Genomic DNA, 20,707 nt, shown 5'->3' on the forward strand with positions numbered 1-20,707 from the left:
ACCTCGTTCCCTTGGTCGGCTCTGCCCGGAGAAAGGCCCGGTGAGAGACTGAAAGGTGACGAAGGGGGACGTCATGATCGAAGTCAAGAGCATCGACAAGCCCGACGAGCGCCGGGACTTCCCGATGGGCCACTTCGAGGTGTGCAACCTGACGGGCCTGAGCTTCGGTGTGGCCACGTTCGAACCCGGATGGCGCTGGTCGGCGTCCATCAAGCCGATCGTCGGCACCGATTCGTGCCAGGTCCACCACAACGGGTTCGTCGTCCGCGGCCGGCTCCGCATCCGGATGGACGACGGCACCGAGGCCGAGATCGGCCCGGGAGAGGTCTTCGTCGCCCCGCCCGGACACGACGCCTGGGTGGTCGGGAACGAGCAGGTGGAGGTGTACGACTTCGCGGGCGGCGCCGCGGAGTACGCCAAGGCCCGGAGCATGTGAACCCTGCTCGCTGCCTCAGCGGGGGTTGCCGGCGCGCCAGGCGACGTAGTCGGCGACCTCCGTGGCGCTAGCGGACCGTGATGACGACCTTCCCCACGACGTGACCCTCTTCCTGGTAGCGGACGGCCGCCGGGATCTCCTCGAACGGGTAGGTGCGGTCGATGATCGGCGTGATCTCGCCGTCCTCGATGAGCCGGGTCAGCGTCAGCAGATTCTGCCGCTTCTGCCCGCAGGTGACCACGTCCGTCATGACCATTCTCTGGGACACGAACGGCGAGGACGCCACCGCCGCGAACACGTGACCGGCGGGTTGGAGCCATCGGCCGGGCGGTCCGCCGATGGCGACGTAGGTGCCCTTGCGGGTCAGCGCCCGACGGCAGGCCGATCCTGAATGGCCTCCCGCGATGTCCAGCAGGAGATCGTGACGCTGCCCGTTCCGGGTGAAGTCCTCTGTGGTGTAGTCGATGACCTCGGTGGCGCCGAGCGACTTGACCAGATCCACGTTCCGCGCGCCGCAGACGGCGGTGACCTCCGCGCCGAGCGCCCGGGCGATCTGCACGGCGAACGTGCCCACCCCGCCCGACGCCCCGTTGACGAGGACCCTCTGCCCGGCCTGGAGACGCCCCTGGTCGCACAGGCCCATCAGGGCGGTGTTGGCCGCCATCGGCACCGCCGCCGCCTGCTCGAACGACAGGTTCCCCGGCTTCGGCGCCAGGTCGCTCTCCCGGACGCACGCGTATTCGGCGAAGCCGCCCTGGTTGGACTGCGCGAAGACCTCGTCGCCGGGGCCGAAGCCCGTCACGTCCTTGCCGACCGCCTCGACCTGCCCCGCCAGGTCGGCGCCCAGGATGCCGATCTTCGGCCCGCGCAGCCCGAGGCTACCGGGCATCAGGCGCGCGATGTACGGCTCGCCTCTCATGTGGTGCCAGTCGTAGGGCTGTACGGAGGTGGCACGCACTCGGACGAGCACCTCGTCGTCGCCGGGGACGGGCTTGTCGATCTCGGTGATGGCCAGGTCGTCGGGTGAGCCGTACGTGCGTAAGACGATCGCCTTCATTGCGGGTGCCTCCGATTCGTACAACGTAAGTCGTACGTCGTAAGGTACTCTTACGGCGTAAGGCGGTCAAGGGCATGGTGAAGCGCCGTGAAGCGCCTTACCCGGCGATCGTGGAGGTCAGGCGGTCTCGCGCATCCTGTCGAGACCGTCGAGGATCAGATCCAGCCCGAACTCGAACTCGGTCTGGTCGTCGCACCACCCCAGCGTGGAGTCGGGGTCGTCGTGGGCGATCTCCCGCAGCATGCCGACGAGGTGGGGCAGTTGCTCGGCCATGGCGTCGAGCATGGCCGCGGATTCGTCACCGGCCCCGTCACCCGGATCGAACATCTCCTGGGTGAACCCCAGAGCCCGGCTTCCCAGGGCGTGCAGCGCGTGGTGGGCCAGGTCGTTGGAGAAGCCACCGTCTCTCATGAGCCCGATCAGGGCATCGAAGTACCGCACGACGGCCGGACGCACGTCGGCACGGGTCTCGAAGACGCGCGGCGCCCAGGGGTGGCGCAGGAAGATCTGGCGGGCGGTCAGGATCCGCTGCCGCACGGCCGTCTTCCAGGCGGCGCCCTTGGAGGGGACGTCGATCCGGCCGACCGCCTCGTTGATCTCGCCGGCGATGACGTCGACGACGCCGTCGAGGACGTCTTCCTTCTTGGCCACGTGGTAGTAGAGCGACATCGCCTCGGCGCCGAGCTCTTCCGCGAGACGGCGCATCGTGAGCGACTCGATGCCGCTTTCGTCGGCGAGCTTGACCGCGGCCCGGAGCACCCGGTCTCTGCTCAACGGGGTGCGGGGCTCGGTCCTTGGTCCGTTCCGGGTGGCCACCTAGATCAACCTCCGCGCCCTATCGTACAAGGTAAGTTTGGGCTCCATCGCTGCCAGGTCAGCGTTCGGCGGCGTACCGGCCGGCCAGCTCGGCGCCGATCCGGGCCAGCTCCGCCTGGACCGACCGCGGCTCGACCACCTCGATCATCGAGCCCCAGCCGGCCAGGTTCCGGGCGATGTCCAGCGGTGTCGGCGCGGCGAGGCGGACCCGGACCCGGCCGTGGTCGAGCTCGCCGTCGGCGTGGCAGTGCCGCCCGAAGTGGGTGCGCAGCACCGGCACGAACCTGGCCTCGATGATCACGGTCGCCCACGTACGCGAACGCCGCCGCTCCACCTCCCCCACGACCTGCTCCCACGCGGCGGCGAGCGTGAAGTCGTCCGGCCGTTCGGCGGCCTGGTCGGTCGGCTCGGCCGCGATGATCCGGTCGAGCCGGAAGGTTCGCTGTCCTCGTTCGGTCCCGGCGATCAGGTACCAGATGTCGTCCTTGTCGACCAGGCCCCACGGGTCGATCAGCCGCTCGGTCCGCTCCCGGGTGCTGCCGGCGTAGGTCAGGCGGACCTTGCGCCGGCGGACCACGGCGGCCTGCAACAGGTCGACCAGCTCCGGGCGGCGGCGATCACGCTCGCCCCACCGGGTGGGGTCGATCATCGTCGCGTCGGCGGCGGCCTCGGCGTCGGCCCGGAAGGTCTGCGGCAGCGCCCGTACGAGCTTGCGCAGCGCCGCCTTGGCCTCACCCGAGACGGCCGCGGCCGGTCCGACGAGCAGGAACAGCGCCTGCGCCTCGGTCGCCGACAGGCCGCTGAGATCGGTACGGGCGCCGCCGACGAGCGACCAGCCGCCGCCGCGGCCGGCCTGCGGATAGACCGGGATGCCCGCCGCGGACAGCGCCTCAAGATCGCGGCGGGCGGTGGCGACGGACACCTCGAGCTCGCCGGCCAGCTCGGCGGCGGTCACCCGGCCACGGCTCTGCATGAGCAGGAGCGTGGCAACCAGGCGGTCAGCGCGCATGTCCCCATCTTCTCCAAAAAAGTGCTCAATTGGTGAGCACTTTAGCTTGGAGGATAGTCCCTAGACACCGACCGAAAGTAGGAAAAACCCATGTTGCGTGGACTCACCACCGTCAGCTTCTTCGCCGACGACATCCCGGCCGCCCGGGACTGGTACACCGAACTGCTCGGCATCGAGCCGTACTTCACGCGCCCGGTCGAGGGGCCGCCCGCGTACGTCGAGTTCCGCCTCGGCGACTACCAGCACGAGCTCGGCATCATCGACAGCCGATTCGCCCCGCACAGCCGGTCCGGCGAGGCCGGCGGCGCGGTGATCTACTGGCACGTGGACGATGTCGAGGCCGCCTTCGAGCGGCTGCTGTCCCTGGGCGCCACCGTGCACGCCAAGCCGGTCGAGCGGGGGCCGGGATTCGTCACCGCGTCCGTGGTCGACCCCTTCGGGAACATCCTCGGCGTGATGTACAACAAGCACTACCTGGAGATCTTGACTCCGCGCCCTACGGGGTCCATCTGATGCTGGGATTGATGCCGCCGGTCCAGTTGAAGGTGGCCATGTTGTCCCACTGGTCGCCGGTGCCGTTGATGTTGGCCGGGTCCCAGCCGTTGCCGGAGATGGCGTACCAGGTCGGTTCCCAGTAGAAGACGCCGATCGCGCCCGCGCCGCGCGCTGTGTTCTGGACCGCGGCGAACTCGTTCGCCTGCCCCGCCCAGGTGGCCGGGTAGCCCGAGCACGGCGCCGAGCCGTTCACCACGTTCCCCTCGCTGTCGGCGTTGGCGGCGGTGAACGGGTAGGCGGTCTCCGCCACGATGACCGGCTTGCCGTAGCGGGTCCTCACGTCGCTGAGCACCGTGGACAGGGTGGACAGGGAGCCGTGCCACATGCAGTAGTACGACAGGGCGGTGATGTCCCACGGCACGCCCTTGGCCCTGATCCCGTCGTAGAACCAGCGGGCGTTGGCGAGGCTGTCGGCGTCCGCGGTGTGGATGATCACCTGGGTGCCGCCGTTGCACGCCTTGGTCGCGTTGTAACCGGCCTTGAGCAGCAGGCTGAGGTTGGTGAAGTCGTTGTTGATGACCTTGCCGTCGTTCCAGAGCATCCCGACGTTGATCTCGTTGCCGATCTGCACGCTGTCGGGTGTGGTGCCCTGCGCCTTGAGGCTGGTGCAGACGTCGTAGGTGTAGTTGTAGACGTCCGTCTGGAGCTGGCCGATGCCGTGACTCGCCCACGCCGCCGGCTTGAACTGCTTGCCCGGGTCGGCCCAGGTGTCCGAATAGTGGAAGTCGATCATCAGGCCGAGCCCCTTGGCCTTGACCGTCCTGGCGTAGGCCAGGACCTTCGCCTTGTTGTTGTAGCCGCTCACCGGGTTGTTCCAGACGCGCAGCCGGACGTAGTTGACGCCGACGCCGGCCAGGATGTCCAGCGGATCGGCGGCCGCCCCGGCGGCGTTGTAGTACTTGGCCCCGAGGTCCAGGCTCCGCTGGAGCGACGAGACGTCGGCGCCGCGCATGGTCAGCGTGGCGGCCGAGGCGGGGGCGGGGTTCACGAGTGCGACGGCGAGCAGCGTCGCCAGCGCGAGGAAGAGCGTGCCCCCGATCCTCCAGGGTCGGTCCAGGTGGTTGACGGCCATCCCGATCTCCTTGCTCAAGAAATGGGTGGGCTCCTCTGTGAACGTTCACAGACACTCTTGAGCATGAGGATAAAGAAGGATCTCGTAGCGGGAAAGAGCGGTCGCCCGGGAATTCACCCTTCGAAGAAGGTCATCTCAACTCCGGATACCGTGCGGCGGACGGAGGTGAACCCGTCCAGCTGGGCGCGCTCCCGTACGGCCTCGCTCAGATAGACCCGCCCGGGCCTGCCGAGATCCTGCGCCATCTTGGAGGCGAGATTCACCGGCGCACCCGCGACGTCCCACCCACCACCCGGCGTCTCCCCCGCCAGCACCGGCCCGGCGGCCACCCCGATCCGGCAGACGATCTCGTGCTCGGCCAGGCCGGCACGCAGGCACCGCGCGAAGCGCACGGCCGGCGCGGCCTCCTCGAACAGGTAGAGGGCCAGCGGTCCGGCGATCTTGATCTCCACGGCGCCCCGCGCGGGCATGAGCGCCAGTCCCGCCTCCCTCAGCACGGCCGACAGGGCCAGCCCTCGCAGCAGCCCGAGCTCAGGCGTCTCGGCCGCGGCGACGCTCCGCTCGACCAGGACCACCGTCCGGTCCTGGAGATGCTCGGCGGCGAGCCGCCCGGCCAACTCGACATCCTCGGGACAGCGCTCCAACCTCAGCAGGTCGGCGTAGAAGGCCGCGGAGTAGGGAATCGGGTAACGCAGGTCCTCGGCCGGGCGGGGGTCGTGCGGCCGATGTGCGGCTGACCGCACATCGGCCTGGCGGGGGCCGTCGAGCACGTGGTAGACGGCGCCGACCAGGCTCTCGGGACCGTCCTTGCGTCGTAGGACGAAGGAGTGACCAGGCGGCAACCGGTCGACGACCGCCCCCGTCACCACGAGCTCCCCACCTTCGGTGTGGTTCTCCGCGATGTCCTCGATCGCGTCGGCCTCCGGGCCGTACAGCCCGCCGGCCAGGCCGTAGAAGCTCCCGCGGTGCGCCCCGATGCCGATCCGTACGCGGCAGGAGCGTTCGATCTCGTCCTGGACCTTCAGCAGGGCAGACAGCAGCACCCCCGCGTCCGCCGATTCCGGGTGGAACATCTGGGCGTTGTCCGCCGCCCACACACCCACCGCCGTACCGCCGATGGCCGTGGTGCGAGCGTGCAGGATCCGCTTGGGCCGGTCGATGAGCGCCAGCACCTCCAGCAGGCCCAGCCGCTGACTGAGCTTCGTCAGCCCGGCCGAGTCGGACACCACGCTGTAACCGCGGGTCGCGTATCGGCCCAGCAGCCGCCGCGCGTCCTCGTGGCTTTGACCGGTGTCACGCCACTGCTCGATCAGGGCCAGGGGCAGACCGGCCGCGGAGCGCGGCTCGGCGTCGAAGGTGCCCGGGATGTACGCGCCCGTGGGGGGTTCGGAAGCCACCCGACCACCGTATATCACTCAACGCGCTCGCATACATGCTCTGCGTGACGACAATGTACGCGGCGCGCCCGGCCGATCGGCTCACCGTTGAGCCGCCTCGAACGACCCGAGCGCGTCGCGCGCCTCATGGGCGGTCAGCCGGTCCTGAGCCGGGTCCCCCGACCGCACCGGCAGCAGGGGAACGACCATGGCGTTTCCCGCGCGGACCTTCGGATGGCGGCGGGCCAGCCGGCTGAGCATCTGGCCGGGTCCCGCCTCCACCAGCACCAAGCCGTCCCGTTGCAGGAGTGCCTCGATCGCCTGCCAGAACAGGACCGGCGTCGCCGCCTGCATCGACCAGAACTCCGGATCCGCCGCCGCCCGCCCGTCCAGCAGCGCGCCGGTGCGTGTCGAGTAGAGCGGGATCCGGGGCGGCCGCGGCTCCAGGGCGGCGAACAGGCCGGTCGTCGCCCGCGCCGGCGCTGCGAGCAGCGAGTTGTGGAACGGCGTCTGTGACGCGACCGGCCGGCAGGTGATGCCCGCTTCCGTCAGCGCCTCGACGGTCGCGGAGAGAGCGGGCCATGGTCCCGAGAGGATCACCTGGCGGGGCGCGTTGTACGCGGCCACCTCCACGCCGCCGGTGAGGAAACGGGCGATGTCCCCTGGCGCGGCGGCGACGGCGAGCATGCCGCCCTGCGGGGCGTCCAGCAGCGGCGCGAGCCGCCGCCAGCACACGCGGGCCGCGGCATCGGGCTCGAAGACGCCCGCGATGACGGCCGCGACCAGCTCGCCGACGCTGTGCCCCAGCACGGCCGAGGGACGTACGCCCCAGCTCCGCACCATGCGGCCGAGCGCGTAACCGACCGCGTACAGCAGCGGCTGCGAACGGAGCGTGGCGTCGACGCCGACCTCCGGCGACTCCGACAGCCAGTCGTCGAGCAGGCTCTGCCCCACCTCGCCCATGGCCCGGCAGGCCCGCACCATCTCCTCGGTGAAGACCGGGTCGTGTTCGAACAGGCCCTTGGCCATCTGTGCCTGCTGCGCTCCCTGCCCGGGGAACAGCAGCGCGACCGGCCGATCCATGGTGAGCCCCCATCCGTCGACGCGCTCTCGCCGACAGGCTGGCGCGCGCCGATCCAGGACGGCTCGCGCGGCGGTTGGGCGTACGTGGGGTTCGGTGGCTCGGCGTACGTGGGGTTCGGTCCAGAATCGAGCCATCCACGACCCCGGGCTTCTACGGTCCTGCACTCATGAGGCTTTTGGTCACCGGCGGGGCCGGGTTCATCGGATCCACCTACGTTCGCGGCCTCCTCGCGGACCCGGACGGAGCGACCGTGACGGTCCTCGACAGCCTCACCTTCTGCGGGAACCTGAGCAATCTGGAGCCCGTCATGGGCGACCCGCGGCTGACGTTCGTCGAGGCGGACATCTGCGACGGCGCCGTCCTCCAGGACCTGCTGCCCGGCCACGACGCGATCGTGCACTTCGCCGCCGAATCCCAGGTGGACCGCTCGATCGCCGACCCGGCCCCCTTCGTGCGCACCAACGTGGTGGGCACTCAGACCCTGCTGGACAAGGCCGTCGAGCACCGGATCGGCAGGTTCCTCCAGGTCTCGACCGACGAGGTGTACGGCTCGATCGCCCACGGGTCGTGGACCGAGGAGTCCCCGATGCGGCCCAACTCGCCGTACGCGGCCAGCAAGGCGGCGGCCGAGCTCCTGGCCCAGGCCTACCACCGGACCTACGGGCTCGACGTGGTGGTGACCCGCTGCTCCAACAACTACGGCCCCTACCAGTTCCCCGACAAGATCATTCCGCTCTTCCTCGCGTGCCTGTTCGAGGGGCGGGAGGTGTCGCTGTACGGCGACGGCGAGCACGCGCGCGACTGGCTGCACGTGGACGACCACTGCGCCGCGCTGCACCTCGTCCTGACGAAGGGACGTCCTGGCGAGGTGTACAACATCGGCGGCGGCACCGAGCTCACCAACAACGAGCTGACGGGGCTCCTGCTGGAGGCCGGCGGAGCGGGGTGGGACCGGGTACGGCGCGTTCGCGACCGGAAGGGGCACGACCGCCGCTACTCGATGAACATCGACAAGATCTCCACCGAGCTCGGCTACACCCCGCGGATCCCCTTCTCCTCCGGCCTGGCCGACACGGTCGCCTGGTATCGGGCCAACGGCCACTGGTGGCGTCCGCTCATGGAACGGGCCGCGCTGCCCATCCCCGTCACCTGACCTAAGGAAGAGAGCATGGCCACTTGGGCGAGCTGGACACCGGCACCGACCAGAATGCGGGGGATCATCCTCGCCGGAGGCAGAGGATCCCGGCTCTGGCCGGTCACCCTGGCCGTCTCCAAGCAGCTCATGCCGATCTTCGACAAGCCCATGATCTACTATCCGCTGTCCACGCTCATGCTGGCGGGGATCAGGGAGATCCTCGTCATCACCACCCCGCACCACCGCACGCACTTCGAGGAGCTGCTCGGCAACGGTGACGGGCTCGGCATCGAGCTGCACTACAAGGAGCAGCCCCATCCGGACGGCGTGGCGCAGTCGCTGGTGCTGGGCGCGGGGTTCGCCGCTCAGCGGCCGGTGGGGCTGATCTGGGGCGACAATCTCTTCTACGGCGACGAGCTGCACCGCGGCCTGCCCGGTCACACCGACCCGCAGGGCGCGCACATCTTCGCGTACGCGGTGCCCGACCCCCGCTCGTTCGGCGTCGTGGAGTTCGACGCGGCGGGCCGGGTCCGTTCGCTGGCCGAGAAGCCCGCCAGGCCGCGCTCGAACTACGCCGTCCCCGGGCTGTACTTCTACGACGAGCAGGCCGTGGCGATCGCCGGGGACCTGCGGCCGGGCAGCACCGGGGAGCTGGAGATCAGCCAGGTGAACCAGGTCTACCTCGATCGCGGGCAGCTCAGCGTGACCCGGCTGGGGCCGGACACCGTGTGGTTCGACACGGGCACGTTCACCTCCATGGCCGCGGCGGCGCGATTCGTCGAGACGACGCGTACGCGGCGGGGGATCAGCGTGGGATGCGTCGAGGAGATCGCCTGGCGGGCCGGGTACATCGACGACAAGCAGCTGGACAAGCACGCGAAGGCGTTCTCCAGGAGCGACTACGGGCACTATCTCCACGCGCTGCTCGACGGCGGGCCGGAGCGGGAGACCCGAGGCCGATGACCGACTGGCTGGTCACCGGTGGCGGCGGAATGCTGGGGCGCGAGCTGCGCGAGGCCCTGGGCGCCGCCGACGCCCGCGTGCTCACCCGGGCCGACCTCGACGTCCTCGACCGGGCGCGGATCGCCGAGACGCTGGACCTGTTGAAGCCGCGCGTCGTGATCAATCTCGCCGCCGACACCCGGGTGGACGAGGCCGAGCTGACGCCCGGCATCGGCCACCGGGTCAACGCCCTGGCGCCCGGCTACCTGGCCGCCGCCTGCGTCCGGGCCGGGGCGGCGCTCGTCCACGTCTCGACGGACTACGTCTTCGACGGCGCACGGCGCACGCCGTACGGGGAGAGTGATCCGGTCGCGCCGCTCATGCGCTACGGCCGGGCGAAGGCCGCCGGCGAAGCCGCGGCACTGCGTGCCGGGGGGCAGGTCTACGTGGTGCGGACCTGCCGCATGTACTCCCGGCACGGGCCCAGCTTCGTCCGCGCCATCGGCTCGCTCCTCAAAGAGCGCGACATCGGCAGGCGGGACGCCAGGGAGCGGGACGCCAGCGGGCCGACCGCCGTCGAGGTCGTCGACAGTCAGGCGAGCGCGCCGGTGTGGGCGCCGTACCTGGCCTCACGGCTGATCGCCCTCGGGCTCCGGCAGCCGGCGCCCGGCCTCTACCACTGCACCAGCGCCGGGAGCGCCACGCTGTACGACTTCGCCCGCGCGATCGCGGCGGAGGTCGGCGCCGACCCGGACCGGATCCGCCCCGTCGGTCACGGCTCACCGCGATACCCGGCGCGGCGCCCGGCGTACAGCGTGCTGGACAACGCCAAGTGGGGCCGGGCCGGGTTGCCGGTGATCCCGGACTGGCGCGACTGCCTGCGCGAGGCCTTCCAGCAGGTGGGAGTGGCCTTGATCGAGGCGTCATAGCGGGATGTTGCCGTGAGCGCCCCGGCGCGGCGGCGCGCCGGCGATGGCACCCGCCAGCGCGCCACGGGTCAGGTCCGGGCGGATGATCTCGTCCACCACGCCCAGCGACCGGGCCCGGTCCAGACCGCCCACGGCCTGCTCGTACCTGGCCACCAGCTTCGCCGACAGAGCCTGGAGCCCTTCCTGCGAGGTGACGGAGGCCAGCTCCCGGCGATGGACGATACGGACCGCCGCCGCGGCGCCCATGACCGCGATCTCCGCTCCCGCCCAGGCGAACACCCTGGTGGCGCCGAGGGCACGGGAGTTCATCGCCACGTACGCGCCGCCGTACGCCTTGCGGGTGATCAGGGTCACCCGGGGCACCGTGGCCTCGGCGAAGGCGTGCAGGAGCTTGGCGCCGCGCCGGACCACGCCCTCCCATTCCTGGGTGACGCCGGGCAGGAAGCCGGGGACGTCGACCACCACGATCAGGGGCACGCCGAACGCATCGCACATGCGGACGAACCGGGCCGCCTTCTCGGCCGACGCCGCGTCCAGGCAGCCGCCCATGCGCAGGGGGTTGTTGGCGATCACGCCGACGCTCCCGCCGCCCAGCTCGCCGAGCGTGGTGGTGATGTTGGGCGCCCACTTGGCGTGCAGTTCCACGCCGGGCTCGTCCAGCAGCCCGTGGACCAGGGGGCGGACGTCGTAGGCGCGCCGCGGCGAGGTGGGCAGGCACGGCGCGAGGTCGGCCTCGGCGACCTCGGTCCGTCGCGCGCCGCCGCGCGCGCCGAGCAGACCGGCCAGCCTGCGCGCCTGTGACAGCGCGGACGTCGTGTCGGGGGCCAGGATGTGGGCCAGCCCGCTGCGCCTGGTGTGCGGATCCGGGCCGCCGAGCGCGGCCATGTCGACGTCCTCGCCGGTCACGGTCCGCACGACGTCGGGGCCGGTGACGAAGACCCTGGCCTGCGGCGTCATGATCACGATGTCGGTGAGCGCCGGGCCGTAGGCGGCGCCGCCCGCCGCCGCGCCCAGGACGACCGAGATCTGCGGGACGACGCCGGAGGCCCGGGTCATGGCGGCGAAGACCGTGCCGACGCCGTGCAGCGAGGCGACGCCCTCGGTGATGCGGGCGCCGCCCGAGTGCCAGATCCCCACGATCGGCAGCCGCTCCCGGAGGGCGGCCTCGTACGCGGCCACGATGGTCCCGCAGCCCGCCAGGCCCAGCGCACCACCCTGGGAACGGGGATCGCTGGCGAACGCGACGGCCGGGGCGGCGCCGATCAGGCCGCGCCCGGCCAGGACGCCGCTGTCGTCGGCCGGGCGCAGCAGGTCCAGGGTGCCCGGCTCGAAGAGCGCCGCCAGCCTGGTCAGGGGATCTCGCTGAACGTCGCCGCCGGTTCTCGTCTCAAGAGAGGTCATAGGTGGCCCAGCGCCACACCGGCCAGGTCGTCCCGGGTGACGGCACGGTGGCGTACCAGCAGCCGTCCGTCCGCCCTGACCAGGGTGTCCTCGCAGACGCAGACGCGGTGCAGCCGGGAGTCGCCGCCGTGCCGCGTGGCGATCACCAGCGCGTAGCATCGCACGCCGATCGTGCCGTCGGGCCGGGGCTCGACCGCGACCATGCCGTGCCAGTGCCGATGCGTCTCTCCCGCCGCCGCGAGGTCCTCGGCCGTCCGGCGCAGCCCGGCGGCGAGCGCGGCCCGGCCCTGGACCGGTTCGGGAAGCGTCGGCGGGGCGAACACCCCGTCGTCGGTGAAGGTCGCGGCCCAGCCCTCGGCGTCACCCGAGTCGAGCAGGTGCAGGTGCGTCGCGTAGAACTGCTGCACCTCCGCGTAGAGGCGCTCGAAGGGAACGTCGGAGGCGGACATGGCATCACCCCATCGATGGTCTGCTTGGTCGGCGCGGCCCACCATGACGCCGCCGACTAGAGCGCCGGTGGAGTCCGGTTCCCATGACGCCCCCGGCCGGAGCGCTGGTGGACGCCCTCGACTACGCCTCAAGCGGGCTCCTAGAGCGCGGCGGCATGCTCCGGCCATCGGACGAAGGAGAGCGTCGCCGTGACAGACAACGCCGTGACAGACGACAAGGTCCACGTGGTAGAGGAAGCGCAACGGGTGCGCGCACCCATGGAGACGGTTTACGGCCTGGTAGCCGATGTGATCGGCTGGACGCAGCACTTCCATCCCGCCGTGCACGCCGAGTACGTCTCGCGGTGCGAGAACGAGGACGTGGTGCGGCAGTGGTCGCTGGCCGGGGAGGACGGTGTCCGCGTCTGGACGGTCCGGCGCCGGCTGGACCCGGCCGGCCGCATCACGTTCGTCCACGAGCCGCCGGCGCCGCCCGCGACGGACGTACGGGGCGAATGGCTGTTCACCACGGACGGGCCGGACGTCACCGAGGTGCGGATGCGTCACGAGTTCCAGGTGGCGGGTGGCGCGCCGGTCGCCGGCCCGATCGCCGAGAACATCCGCGCCAACACCCTGCGGTACCTCGCGGCGCTCGCGGACACGGCGCAGCGTAAGGCCGAGGTGGACGAGCTCACCGTCTCCTTCGAGGACTCCCTGGTGATCGACGGTCCCATCGAGGCGGTCTACGCCTACCTGTACGCCGCGGATCGCTGGCCGGAGCGCATCCCCCATGTGACGCGCCTGGATCTGCGGGAGAGCACGCCCAATGTCCAGTTCTTCGACATGGACACCAAGGCAGCCGACGGATCCATCCACACCACCCGTTCGGTCCGGATCTGCCAGCCGCCCAACCTGATCGTCTACAAGCAGATCCGGCTGCCGGACCAGCTGGACGCGCACACCGGGCACTGGAAGTTCACCCAGACCGCCGAGGGCGTCATCGCCAGCGCCCGCCACACGGCCACGATCAAACGCTCCGCGCTGCCGTTGAAGAGCCCGGGTGAGACGCCCGCGGGTGCCCGCCGGTACGTGCGCAAGGTGCTGAGCGCCAACAGCATGTCGAACCTCCGCCTGGCCAAGCGGTTCGCCGAGGAGCAGGCCGGTGGCTGAGCGGGCGGGCGGACTCCCCCGAGGCCGGATCGACCATCCCCAGGGCCGCGTCGACGTGCTGCTGAGCGAGGCGGCGCTGCGCTCCCCCGCCCGGCCCGCGCTGCGGACGGAGTCGGGGGTGCTCTCCTACCGGGAGCTCGACGACGCCGTGGACCGCTGGGCCGCCTACCTGGGCGAACGCTTCGGCCCGGGGTGCCCGATCGCCGTCTGCACGGTCCTCGACCCCGCCTTCGCGATCGCCTTCTACGCGGTCTCGCGCAGCGGCAACGTCATCGTCACCGTCAACCCGCTGCTCCCCCAGGAGCGCCTGACGCACATGCTCGCCGCCACCGGGGCGCGGGCGGCGTTCGTACCGGCCGAACTGCGCGAGCGGATCGAGGCCGTCCGCGGGAAGCTGCCCGATTTGACGACGCTGATCGTCATCGACGGCCAAGGGGACCCGCCCGGTACGAGCGGCGACCGGCCGGAGGCAGGTCCGCCGGCGGACCTGCCCGGTACGAGCGCCGGTCGGCCGAAGGCGGGTCCGCCGGCGGATCCGGACTCGGTGGCCTGCCTGCAGTTCACCAGCGGGACCACCGGCGCCCCCAAGGCGGTGATGCTCTCCCATCGCAACCTGCTGGTCAACGCCGCCCAGGTGGCCGCGGCCCACCGGCTCAGCGCGAGCGCGATCACGCTCAACCACCTGCCCGCCTACCACCTGATGCACCTCAACTCGGGCGTCCACGCCGGCGTCACCCAGGTGCTGTGCCGCGACCCCGACCCGGTGGCCGCCGTCGAGCAGGCGGCCCGCCACGGGGTCACGCACTTCTACGGCCTTCCCGCCCGCCTGATCCACCTGTCCAGGGACCCGCGGCTGGCCGGGCTGCGGCTGGAGAGCGTGCGCGGCATCTTCTCGGGCGGCGCCGCCCTGCCGGTGGCCGCCGCGAAAGCCCTGTACCGCCAGTTCGGCATCCCCGTCATCCAGGGGTACGGCCTGGCGGAGACCTCTCCCCTCACCCACTGCGACGTGCTGACCGGTCCACGGTGGGGGTCGGTCGGCCCTCCGGTGGCCGCCACCGAATGCCGCGTCGTCGACGTGCGCGACCGGACCCCGCTGCCGCCGGGCTCGCCCGGCGAGGTGGAGGTACGCGGCCCGCAGGTGATGCTGGGCTACCGCGACGCGGACACGCCCGTGCGCGACGGCTGGCTGCCCACCGCGGACATCGGCTACCAGGACGCCGACGGCTGGCTGTTCATCGTCGACCGCATCAAAGACGTGTTCAAGTGCGACAACGAACTCGTCTCCCCCTCCGACCTGGAGCGCCTGCTGGACGAGCACACGGCGGTGCGTGACTGCGTGGTCGTCGACCATCCGGACGACGTCCACGGAGCCGTGGCGCACGCGCTGGTGGTCCTGGCCGAGGAGGAGCGGGACGGCACGCTCCTGGGGATCGCCTCGTCGGTGAACGACCGGCTCCCCTACTACCACCAGATCCGCTACATCCAGCGGGTGCCGGAGATCCCGCGGCCGCCGTCCGGCAAGCTCGAACGCCGGACCTTCCGCGGCTGGATGGATGCCCGCGCGACCTTCATCCCGTTCCCATCTGTGAAAGGAACAGATCATGGTGCTGCTCGTCAACAAGATGACGGTGACCGGTGATCCCGCCGAGTTCCTGCGCATCACCGAGGCGCTGACCGACTTCATGCGCAGGCAGCCGGGCTACATCCGCTACCAGCTCCTGCACTCCCTCAGGAACGAGAACGTCTACGTCGAGATCGCGCTGTGGGACAAGGCGGAGTCGCATCTGAGCGCCGTCCAGAGCGACGGTTTCCGCGAGCGGGTCAGCGGGCTGGGCGCGGTGGCCACCGTCGATCCCGACGTCTACGAAGTGATCCGCGAAGGCGAGACGATCCTGGCCTGACGCCTGGGACGGGTGCGGCCGAGCGAGGGAGACAGACATGCCGACATCGGCGGACGACTATCACGTCCTGGTCGCGGGCGCCGGCCCGGTCGGGCTGACGGCGGCCCACGAGCTGGCCCGGCGCGGCCTGCGGGTGCGGCTGGTGGACGCCCTGCCCGGCCCGGCCACGACGAGCCGGGCGATCGCCACCCATCCCCGCACGCTGGAGATCTACGACCAGATGGGACTCGTCGCCCCCATCCTGGAACGCGGCCAGCGGATCCACGCCTTCACGATCTTCAAGGAGGGCACCCGGCTGGCCCGCCTCGCCGCCGACTACTCGACCATGCCCACCCGCTTCCCGTTCAGCTTCATCATCGAGCAGACGGAGACGGAGGCGGTGCTGCGCAACGAGCTGAGCCGCCAGGGCGTGAAGGTGGAGTGGGGCACCCGCCTGGCCGGCCTGCGCCAGGACGGCGACGCGGTGCGCGCCGAACTGGTCCACCAGGACGGGACCGTGGAGCAGGCCAGAGTGCCCTGGCTCGTGGGATGCGACGGCGGGCACAGCGTGGTGCGCAAGGTGCTCCAGCTGCCGCTGATCGGGGAGTCGTCGGAGACCTGGATGATCGCCGACGCCCAGGTCGACACCGATCTGCCGCGCGACAGCATCTACTGGGTCCACTCCGGGGGCGAGGCGCTGATGCTGGCCCCCATGCGCGAGCAGGGCCGGTGGCGGATGCTCGACACGATCGACGTCGAGCGGGACGTCCCGGCGGCGGAGGCGGCGGCCAGGTTCAGCAGGAAGTTCAGCCGCGGGCTCGGCCGCCGGACCACGGTGTCGGAACCCTCCTGGACCTCGGTGTTCACCTTCCAGCAGCGCATGGTCCCCAGCATGCGGGTGGGCCGTTGTTTCGTGGCCGGCGACGCGGCCCACGTGCACAGCCCCGCCTCGGGGCAGGGGATGAACACCGGCATCCAGGAGGCGTACAACCTGGCGTGGAAGCTGGCGCTCGTCCACCACGGCCACGCGAGCCAGGAGTTGCTCGACACCTACAGCGCCGAGCGGGTGCCCGTCGGCGAGCGGCTGCTCAAGTCGACCAGGACGGCCACGTTCCTGGTCCAGCTCAGGAACTCGCTCGCCGGGCTCATGCTCCCCGTGGTCTTCGGGGTGGTCCGCAACGTGCCCGCGGTGCGGGTGCGGATGCAGCGCAAGATCCTCGGCGGCGTCTCGGGGCTGCGCCTGGAGTATCCCGGCAGCCCACTGACCGTTCCCGCGCCCCACGGCCGCGGGCCGCGACCCGGGCAGCGGCTCACCGAGGCCGCCGCGGGCCGCGGCGCGGGGGGCGAGGCACTGGCGGACGAACTGCGCGAGCTGCGCTGGACGCTGCTGGTCTGGGGGCTGTCACCGCAGGAGACCGAGCTGGCCACCCGCCTCGACGAGCGGCATCGCGCCTGGCTGTCGGTACGGACGCTGACCGGCCGGCCGGACGCGGGCGGCCCGAATCCCCTGCACGACCCGGACGGGCAGGTGCGGGACGGGCTCGGCGAGCGAGGCTGGATCCTCGCCCGGCCCGACGGGTACGTGTGCGCCCGCGGCGAGCCGCTGTCGGAGTCCCGCCTCCGGCCGGCGTTCGCGGTCATCGGGCAGGCGGTCATCGGGCAGGACCCCTGAACAGGCGCGACGTCCCAGGGCCTGACAGCGCCGTGCGCGCCGGTCAGGCCCTCAGCCCGCTTCTGCCGCCCGGTCAGCGCCTCAGCTCGCTTCTGCCGCCCGGTCAGGGCTTCAGCCCGCTTCTGATGCGGTGCCGCGGCGGGGCAGTCCGGCCGCCGTGTAGACCTCGTCGATCAGCCGCATGGTCGCCGCCGCGTCGCCCGGGTCCGTCGCCACCCGGCCCCCGTGCAGCACGGCGTCGGCGAAGGCCCGCAACTGGTAGTGGTAGGAGGGCTCGCCGCGCACCCGCTCGCGGATCGCGCCGCGGCCGGTCCGTACCTCGATGCGGTTGTAGACGTGCGGCATCAGGTAGCCCCGCACGCGCATGGAGCCGCGCTCTCCCGTCACGCGGATCGACATGGCGGGGCGCGGCCGCCATCCCAGTGAGCAGGCGAACCGGCCGCCGGCCCCGGAGGGGAACAGGAGGTCGGCCGTCATCGACCGGTCGACGCCGGGACGGCGCAGGGTGGCGCGGGCGGAGACCACCCTGGGCTCCGCGCCGCCGAGCAGGCGCAGGGCGTGCAGGGCGTAGCAGCCGTTCATCATGGTGGCGCCGCCGCCGAGCGCGAGGCTCGCCACCACGTCGTCGGAGCGCGGGACCGGGAAGCAGTTGGCCGCCTCGACGCGTTCGACGCCGCCCAGGATCCCCTCGTCCAGGAGCTCCATGGCCCGGCCGATGAGAGGGTGGTAGCGGTAGTGCATGGCCTCCATGACCACCAGGCCGCTCTCCGCGGCCTCCTTGGCGATCAGCTCCGCCTCGGCCGCGTTACAGGTGAACGGCTTCTCGCACAGCACGTGCCGCCCGGCCCGCAGGGCGCGCCGGGTCCAGGTGGCGTGGGCGGAGTTGGGCAGGGCGATGTAGACGGCGTCGATGTCCGGATGGTCCAGCAGTTCCTGGTAGCCGGGGAGCCAGGCGGGGATGCCGTGCCGGCGGGCGTACTTCCTGGCCCGCTCCGGATCACGGGCGGCCACCGCCACGACCTCCACCTCGGGGAGCCCGGCGGCCGGCTGGACGAGTGCGTCGGGCGCCACGCGGGCCGCGCCGAGAACGCCGATTCGCAGTGCCTTCACCCGATAAAGTCAACGCCTGCCCACTCGACCGCCGCTGGAGCACGAGATGAGAGAGGTGTGGCATGCGCTGGAAGGTCCACTCCGAGCGGCCTCTGTACACCGACGACTGGCTCCAGATCTCCATGGCCCACGTCGAGCTGCCCGACGGCCGCCATCTCGGCCACCGGCTCATCCGCACCCCGCACGCGGCCGGGGCGGTGGTCCAGGACGCGGGGCGGGTGCTGCTGCTCTGGCGGCACCGGTTCATCACCGGCACCTGGGGGTTCGAGATCCCCATGGGCAAGATCGAGGCCGGCGAGAGCCCCGAGGCGGCGGCGGCGCGGGAGGTCGAGGAGGAGACCGGGTGGCGGCCGGGGCCGCTGCGCAGGCTGGTCGGCGTCGAGACCGCCAACGGGCTGTGCGACTCGCGCCATCACCTCTTCTACGCGGCCGGTGCCACCTACATGGGCCCGCCGAGTGATCCGTCCGAGGCCGAGCGGGTCGAGTGGGTGCCGCTCACCCGGATCCGGGAGATGATCGCCCGCGGTGAGATCGTCAGCGCGCCGACCGCGCTGGGGCTGCTGTACGTGCTGGCCGAGGGCTGTGGTTGCTCCAGCGGCGCTTGACCTGCTCTCGAGATCCCCTTCCTAGGCTCTGCGCGATGGCTAGGAGAGGACCTCGCATGGCGCCCACCGGCAAATGTCTCGTCTATCTGGTCCAGCAAGGTGTTTGGGACATGCCGCTGGAGTCCATGCCGCTGGCTTCGGGATACCTCAAGTCGACCGCGCTCGCCGACCACCGCATCTACCAGAACGCGGAGCTGGAGATCCGGAACTTCCGGGGCGGCACCACGCTGTCCAGCATGGCCAACCAGCTCTTCGAGGACCGGGTCCCCGACATCATCGGATTCTCCGTGCTCGGCTGGAACCATCGGACGTTCGGCGCGCTCGCCGAGACGTTCAAGCAGCTGAACCCCGACGGCTGGGTGGTCTTCGGCGGGACCCACGTCTCCGACCAGGCAGAGCGGACCTTCCGCATGTTTCCCGAGGTGGACGTGGTGGTCAACGGCGAAGGTGAGTTCACCTTCCGCGACCTGCTCGGCGCCTATCTCGACCGCGTGCCGCGGCACGCGCTCGGCGCCATCCCCGGCATCTCCTACCGGGGCCCGGAAGGCGAGGTGGAGACCACCCCGGCGCGCCCGCGGATCGCGGACCTGGAGGAGATCCCCTCGCCGTTCCTGACCGGCTCCATCGAGCTGCTGGACGGGTCCAGCCGGTTCCGCTACGACGTGGCGCTGATGGAGACGAATCGCGGCTGCCCGTACAAGTGCGCGTTCTGCTATTGGGGCGGGGCCGTCGGGCAGAAGGTGCGGGCGTTCTCCCGCGACCGGCTCAGGGCGGAGCTGGAGCTGTTCGCCAAGCTCCAGGTGCACACGATCGTGCTGTGCGACGCCAACTTCGGGTTACTCCCCGGCGATCTGGACTTCGTCGACGATCTCATCGAGATCCGCGGGCGGCACGGCTTTCCGCGCGCCCTGGAGACCTCGTGGGCCAAGAACAAGTCCAAGACCTTCTACGAGATCGTCCGCCGGATGAGCCGGGCCGGGATGCGGAGCTCGTTCACGCTCGCGCTCCAGACGCTGGACCTCGACGCGCTGAAGCTGATGAACCGCCGCAACATGAAGGTGAACGAATGGGAGGACCTGTCGGCCTGGCTCACCGGGGAGGGACTCGACTGCTACGCCGAGCTGATCTGGGGAGCTCCGGGAGAGACCGTCGAGTCGTTCATGCGCGGGTACGACGAGCTGGCCAGGAAGGTCTCCCGGATCGCCTGCTATCCCATGCTCCTCCTGCCCAACACCGACTACACGGACAAGAAACGTGAGTACGGGATCATCTCCATCCGCGGGGACGGCGACGACTTCGAGTACGTGCTGCGCAACAACACCGTCACCTTCGCGGAGAACCAGGAGATGCAGCGGTTCCTGTTCTGGGCCCGGGTGGTGGCCGAGATGGCCGTGCTCCGCTTCACCTGGATCGGCCTGCGCGAGCTGTCCGGGCTCACCCAGTCGCAGGTCCTGCGCAACCTCGGCCGCTGGATCGAACAGGGCGCCGACCCCGTCGCCGAGCCGCTGCGCGCCGCCATGCGCGGCGCGATCGGCGGCACCGGTGACCTGGTGGCGGCCATCGCCTTCCTCTATGCCGACCCCGAGGCCAAGCCCATGCTGGCCCGCTGGTGGGCGGCCTCCGTACGCCCGCTGCTCCACGGCTCCGTCGCCGCCGTCCAGGACGAGATCTTCAGATTCGACCTGCTCACCCAGCCCGTGTGCGGGGGATCGGGCGAACCGGAGGGGCTGACCCTGGCCAGGATCAGGGGCGAGGACTACTACGTCCGCGAGAACGTACGGCTCGCCTACGACGTCCCGGCCATCCTCGCCCGCCTCCGCGCCGGGGAGGAAGCGGATCTGACGCCCCGGGAGACCGTCCTGGACCTCTACTACAGGACCGGCTCGGAGAGCGCGGTGCGCTCCACGAACCACGAGACCATCGTCCACTACATGGGGATGACCAGGCAGCAGGTCATGGACAACGCCGCGGCGGGCACGCCCCGGCCGGCGAGCGCGTCGCCGGGCGACCGGGGCGGTTGCGCCTGACCC

The 20,707-nt window shown here is 71.1% G+C and carries 20 protein-coding genes; 11 read left to right on the plus strand and 9 right to left on the minus strand.

The window, feature by feature from the left end; translation table 11 throughout:
• The first annotated feature begins 73 nt into the window (after positions 1–73).
• Positions 74–436: a cupin domain-containing protein gene (locus tag AB0B61_RS19550; protein WP_358433377.1), complete on the plus strand. Its 363-nt coding sequence runs from the start codon at positions 74–76 to the stop codon at positions 434–436.
• Between the two features lie 67 nt (positions 437–503).
• On the opposite strand, the gene AB0B61_RS19555 is transcribed toward AB0B61_RS19550, so the two are convergent.
• The 3 genes from AB0B61_RS19555 to AB0B61_RS19565 all read right to left on the minus strand — a co-directional run bounded on the left by AB0B61_RS19555 (position 504) and on the right by AB0B61_RS19565 (position 3,318).
• Positions 504–1,493, minus strand: coding sequence for an NAD(P)-dependent alcohol dehydrogenase (locus AB0B61_RS19555; RefSeq protein WP_358433379.1), 990 nt, complete (start codon positions 1,491–1,493; stop codon positions 504–506).
• A gap of 117 nt (positions 1,494–1,610) precedes the next feature.
• Positions 1,611–2,309: a TetR/AcrR family transcriptional regulator C-terminal domain-containing protein gene (locus AB0B61_RS19560; protein WP_358433382.1), complete on the minus strand. Its 699-nt coding sequence runs from the start codon at positions 2,307–2,309 to the stop codon at positions 1,611–1,613.
• Positions 2,310–2,367: 58 nt separating this feature from the next.
• Complete coding sequence (locus AB0B61_RS19565) at positions 2,368–3,318, minus strand: WYL domain-containing protein (protein ID WP_358433384.1); 951 nt, start codon at positions 3,316–3,318, stop codon at positions 2,368–2,370.
• A 90-nt stretch (positions 3,319–3,408) separates the two neighbouring features.
• On the opposite strand from AB0B61_RS19565, the gene AB0B61_RS19570 reads away from it, so the two are divergent.
• Positions 3,409–3,831 (plus strand): VOC family protein, encoded by a 423-nt coding sequence (locus AB0B61_RS19570; RefSeq protein ID WP_358433387.1) that lies wholly within the window; start codon positions 3,409–3,411, stop codon positions 3,829–3,831.
• Here the strand turns inward: AB0B61_RS19570 and AB0B61_RS19575 are convergent.
• The 3 genes from AB0B61_RS19575 to AB0B61_RS19585 form a co-directional block, all read right to left on the minus strand.
• The gene (locus AB0B61_RS19575; protein ID WP_358433390.1) at positions 3,815–4,963 is read right to left on the minus strand and encodes a glycosyl hydrolase 53 family protein; all 1,149 of its coding nucleotides are present in this window, start codon (positions 4,961–4,963) and stop codon (positions 3,815–3,817) included. The two genes, AB0B61_RS19570 and AB0B61_RS19575, sit on opposite strands and share 17 nt — an antisense overlap.
• 95 nt (positions 4,964–5,058) lie before the next feature.
• Positions 5,059–6,342, minus strand: a complete 1,284-nt coding sequence (locus AB0B61_RS19580) for an adenylate/guanylate cyclase domain-containing protein (protein ID WP_358433393.1) — start codon at positions 6,340–6,342, stop codon at positions 5,059–5,061.
• Positions 6,343–6,423: 81 nt separating this feature from the next.
• Positions 6,424–7,404, minus strand: coding sequence for an acyltransferase domain-containing protein (locus AB0B61_RS19585; protein WP_358433396.1), 981 nt, complete (start codon positions 7,402–7,404; stop codon positions 6,424–6,426).
• 167 nt (positions 7,405–7,571) lie between these two features.
• Here AB0B61_RS19585 and rfbB point away from each other — a divergent pair, with 167 nt between their 5' ends.
• The 3 genes from rfbB to rfbD are packed head-to-tail and all read left to right on the plus strand — an operon-like array spanning position 7,572 to position 10,411.
• On the plus strand, positions 7,572–8,558 hold the full coding sequence (gene rfbB / locus AB0B61_RS19590; RefSeq protein ID WP_358433399.1) for a dTDP-glucose 4,6-dehydratase: 987 nt from the start codon (positions 7,572–7,574) through the stop codon (positions 8,556–8,558).
• A 54-nt stretch (positions 8,559–8,612) separates the two neighbouring features.
• Entirely contained in the window at positions 8,613–9,503 is an 891-nt protein-coding gene (gene rfbA, locus AB0B61_RS19595; RefSeq protein ID WP_358433896.1) for a glucose-1-phosphate thymidylyltransferase RfbA, read from the plus strand.
• A complete protein-coding gene (gene rfbD / locus AB0B61_RS19600) occupies positions 9,500–10,411 on the plus strand; it encodes a dTDP-4-dehydrorhamnose reductase (protein WP_358433402.1) in 912 nt (303 codons plus the stop codon). Before rfbA ends, rfbD begins: the two co-directional genes overlap by 4 nt.
• On the opposite strand, the gene AB0B61_RS19605 is transcribed toward rfbD, so the two are convergent.
• Both AB0B61_RS19605 and AB0B61_RS19610 read right to left on the minus strand, forming a co-directional pair.
• Positions 10,406–11,812 carry a carboxyl transferase domain-containing protein gene (locus tag AB0B61_RS19605; protein WP_358433405.1) on the minus strand — a complete coding sequence of 469 codons (1,407 nt, stop codon included), beginning with the start codon at positions 11,810–11,812 and terminating at the stop codon, positions 10,406–10,408. The two genes, rfbD and AB0B61_RS19605, sit on opposite strands and share 6 nt — an antisense overlap.
• A complete protein-coding gene (locus AB0B61_RS19610; protein WP_358433408.1) occupies positions 11,809–12,261 on the minus strand; it encodes a nuclear transport factor 2 family protein in 453 nt (150 codons plus the stop codon). Before AB0B61_RS19610 ends, AB0B61_RS19605 begins: the two co-directional genes overlap by 4 nt.
• 189 nt (positions 12,262–12,450) lie before the next feature.
• Between AB0B61_RS19610 and AB0B61_RS19615 the strand changes: the two genes are divergently transcribed.
• Genes AB0B61_RS19615 through AB0B61_RS19630 form a run of 4 tightly spaced genes read left to right on the plus strand, consistent with a single transcriptional unit; the run spans position 12,451 to position 16,962 of the window.
• Positions 12,451–13,410 carry an aromatase/cyclase gene (locus AB0B61_RS19615; protein WP_358433410.1) on the plus strand — a complete coding sequence of 320 codons (960 nt, stop codon included), beginning with the start codon at positions 12,451–12,453 and terminating at the stop codon, positions 13,408–13,410.
• The gene (locus tag AB0B61_RS19620) at positions 13,403–15,049 is read left to right on the plus strand and encodes a class I adenylate-forming enzyme family protein (RefSeq protein ID WP_358433413.1); all 1,647 of its coding nucleotides are present in this window, start codon (positions 13,403–13,405) and stop codon (positions 15,047–15,049) included. Before AB0B61_RS19615 ends, AB0B61_RS19620 begins: the two co-directional genes overlap by 8 nt.
• Complete coding sequence (locus tag AB0B61_RS19625; RefSeq protein ID WP_358433416.1) at positions 15,012–15,311, plus strand: antibiotic biosynthesis monooxygenase family protein; 300 nt, start codon at positions 15,012–15,014, stop codon at positions 15,309–15,311. Before AB0B61_RS19620 ends, AB0B61_RS19625 begins: the two co-directional genes overlap by 38 nt.
• A gap of 37 nt (positions 15,312–15,348) precedes the next feature.
• Positions 15,349–16,962 (plus strand): FAD-dependent oxidoreductase, encoded by a 1,614-nt coding sequence (locus AB0B61_RS19630; RefSeq protein ID WP_358433419.1) that lies wholly within the window; start codon positions 15,349–15,351, stop codon positions 16,960–16,962.
• A gap of 111 nt (positions 16,963–17,073) precedes the next feature.
• Here the strand turns inward: AB0B61_RS19630 and AB0B61_RS19635 are convergent, their stop codons facing one another.
• Complete coding sequence (locus AB0B61_RS19635; protein ID WP_358433422.1) at positions 17,074–18,072, minus strand: Gfo/Idh/MocA family oxidoreductase; 999 nt, start codon at positions 18,070–18,072, stop codon at positions 17,074–17,076.
• Positions 18,073–18,134: 62 nt separating this feature from the next.
• Between AB0B61_RS19635 and AB0B61_RS19640 the strand changes: the two genes are divergently transcribed.
• On the plus strand, positions 18,135–18,677 hold the full coding sequence (locus AB0B61_RS19640; RefSeq protein ID WP_358433425.1) for an NUDIX hydrolase: 543 nt from the start codon (positions 18,135–18,137) through the stop codon (positions 18,675–18,677).
• A gap of 56 nt (positions 18,678–18,733) precedes the next feature.
• The gene (locus tag AB0B61_RS19645) at positions 18,734–20,704 is read left to right on the plus strand and encodes a KedN5 family methylcobalamin-dependent radical SAM C-methyltransferase (protein WP_358433427.1); all 1,971 of its coding nucleotides are present in this window, start codon (positions 18,734–18,736) and stop codon (positions 20,702–20,704) included.
• The last annotated feature ends 3 nt before the right edge of the window (positions 20,705–20,707 follow it).

Origin of the sequence: Nonomuraea sp. NPDC049158, from assembly GCF_040648335.1 — a bacterium.
GTDB lineage: Bacteria > Actinomycetota > Actinomycetes > Streptosporangiales > Streptosporangiaceae > Nonomuraea.

Coding starts and splice junctions, on each gene's coding strand:
- AB0B61_RS19550 (WP_358433377.1), top strand. CDS start 74: ATGATCGAAGTCAAGAGCATCGACAAGCCCGACGAGCGCCGGGACTTC.
- AB0B61_RS19555 (WP_358433379.1), bottom strand. CDS start 1,493: ATGAAGGCGATCGTCTTACGCACGTACGGCTCACCCGACGACCTGGCC.
- AB0B61_RS19565 (WP_358433384.1), bottom strand. CDS start 3,318: ATGCGCGCTGACCGCCTGGTTGCCACGCTCCTGCTCATGCAGAGCCGT.
- AB0B61_RS19570 (WP_358433387.1), top strand. CDS start 3,409: ATGTTGCGTGGACTCACCACCGTCAGCTTCTTCGCCGACGACATCCCG.
- AB0B61_RS19585 (WP_358433396.1), bottom strand. CDS start 7,404: ATGGATCGGCCGGTCGCGCTGCTGTTCCCCGGGCAGGGAGCGCAGCAG.
- rfbB (WP_358433399.1), top strand. CDS start 7,572: ATGAGGCTTTTGGTCACCGGCGGGGCCGGGTTCATCGGATCCACCTAC.
- rfbA (WP_358433896.1), top strand. CDS start 8,613: ATGCGGGGGATCATCCTCGCCGGAGGCAGAGGATCCCGGCTCTGGCCG.
- rfbD (WP_358433402.1), top strand. CDS start 9,500: ATGACCGACTGGCTGGTCACCGGTGGCGGCGGAATGCTGGGGCGCGAG.
- AB0B61_RS19605 (WP_358433405.1), bottom strand. CDS start 11,812: ATGACCTCTCTTGAGACGAGAACCGGCGGCGACGTTCAGCGAGATCCC.
- AB0B61_RS19610 (WP_358433408.1), bottom strand. CDS start 12,261: ATGTCCGCCTCCGACGTTCCCTTCGAGCGCCTCTACGCGGAGGTGCAG.
- AB0B61_RS19625 (WP_358433416.1), top strand. CDS start 15,012: ATGGTGCTGCTCGTCAACAAGATGACGGTGACCGGTGATCCCGCCGAG.
- AB0B61_RS19630 (WP_358433419.1), top strand. CDS start 15,349: ATGCCGACATCGGCGGACGACTATCACGTCCTGGTCGCGGGCGCCGGC.
- AB0B61_RS19640 (WP_358433425.1), top strand. CDS start 18,135: ATGCGCTGGAAGGTCCACTCCGAGCGGCCTCTGTACACCGACGACTGG.
- AB0B61_RS19645 (WP_358433427.1), top strand. CDS start 18,734: ATGGCGCCCACCGGCAAATGTCTCGTCTATCTGGTCCAGCAAGGTGTT.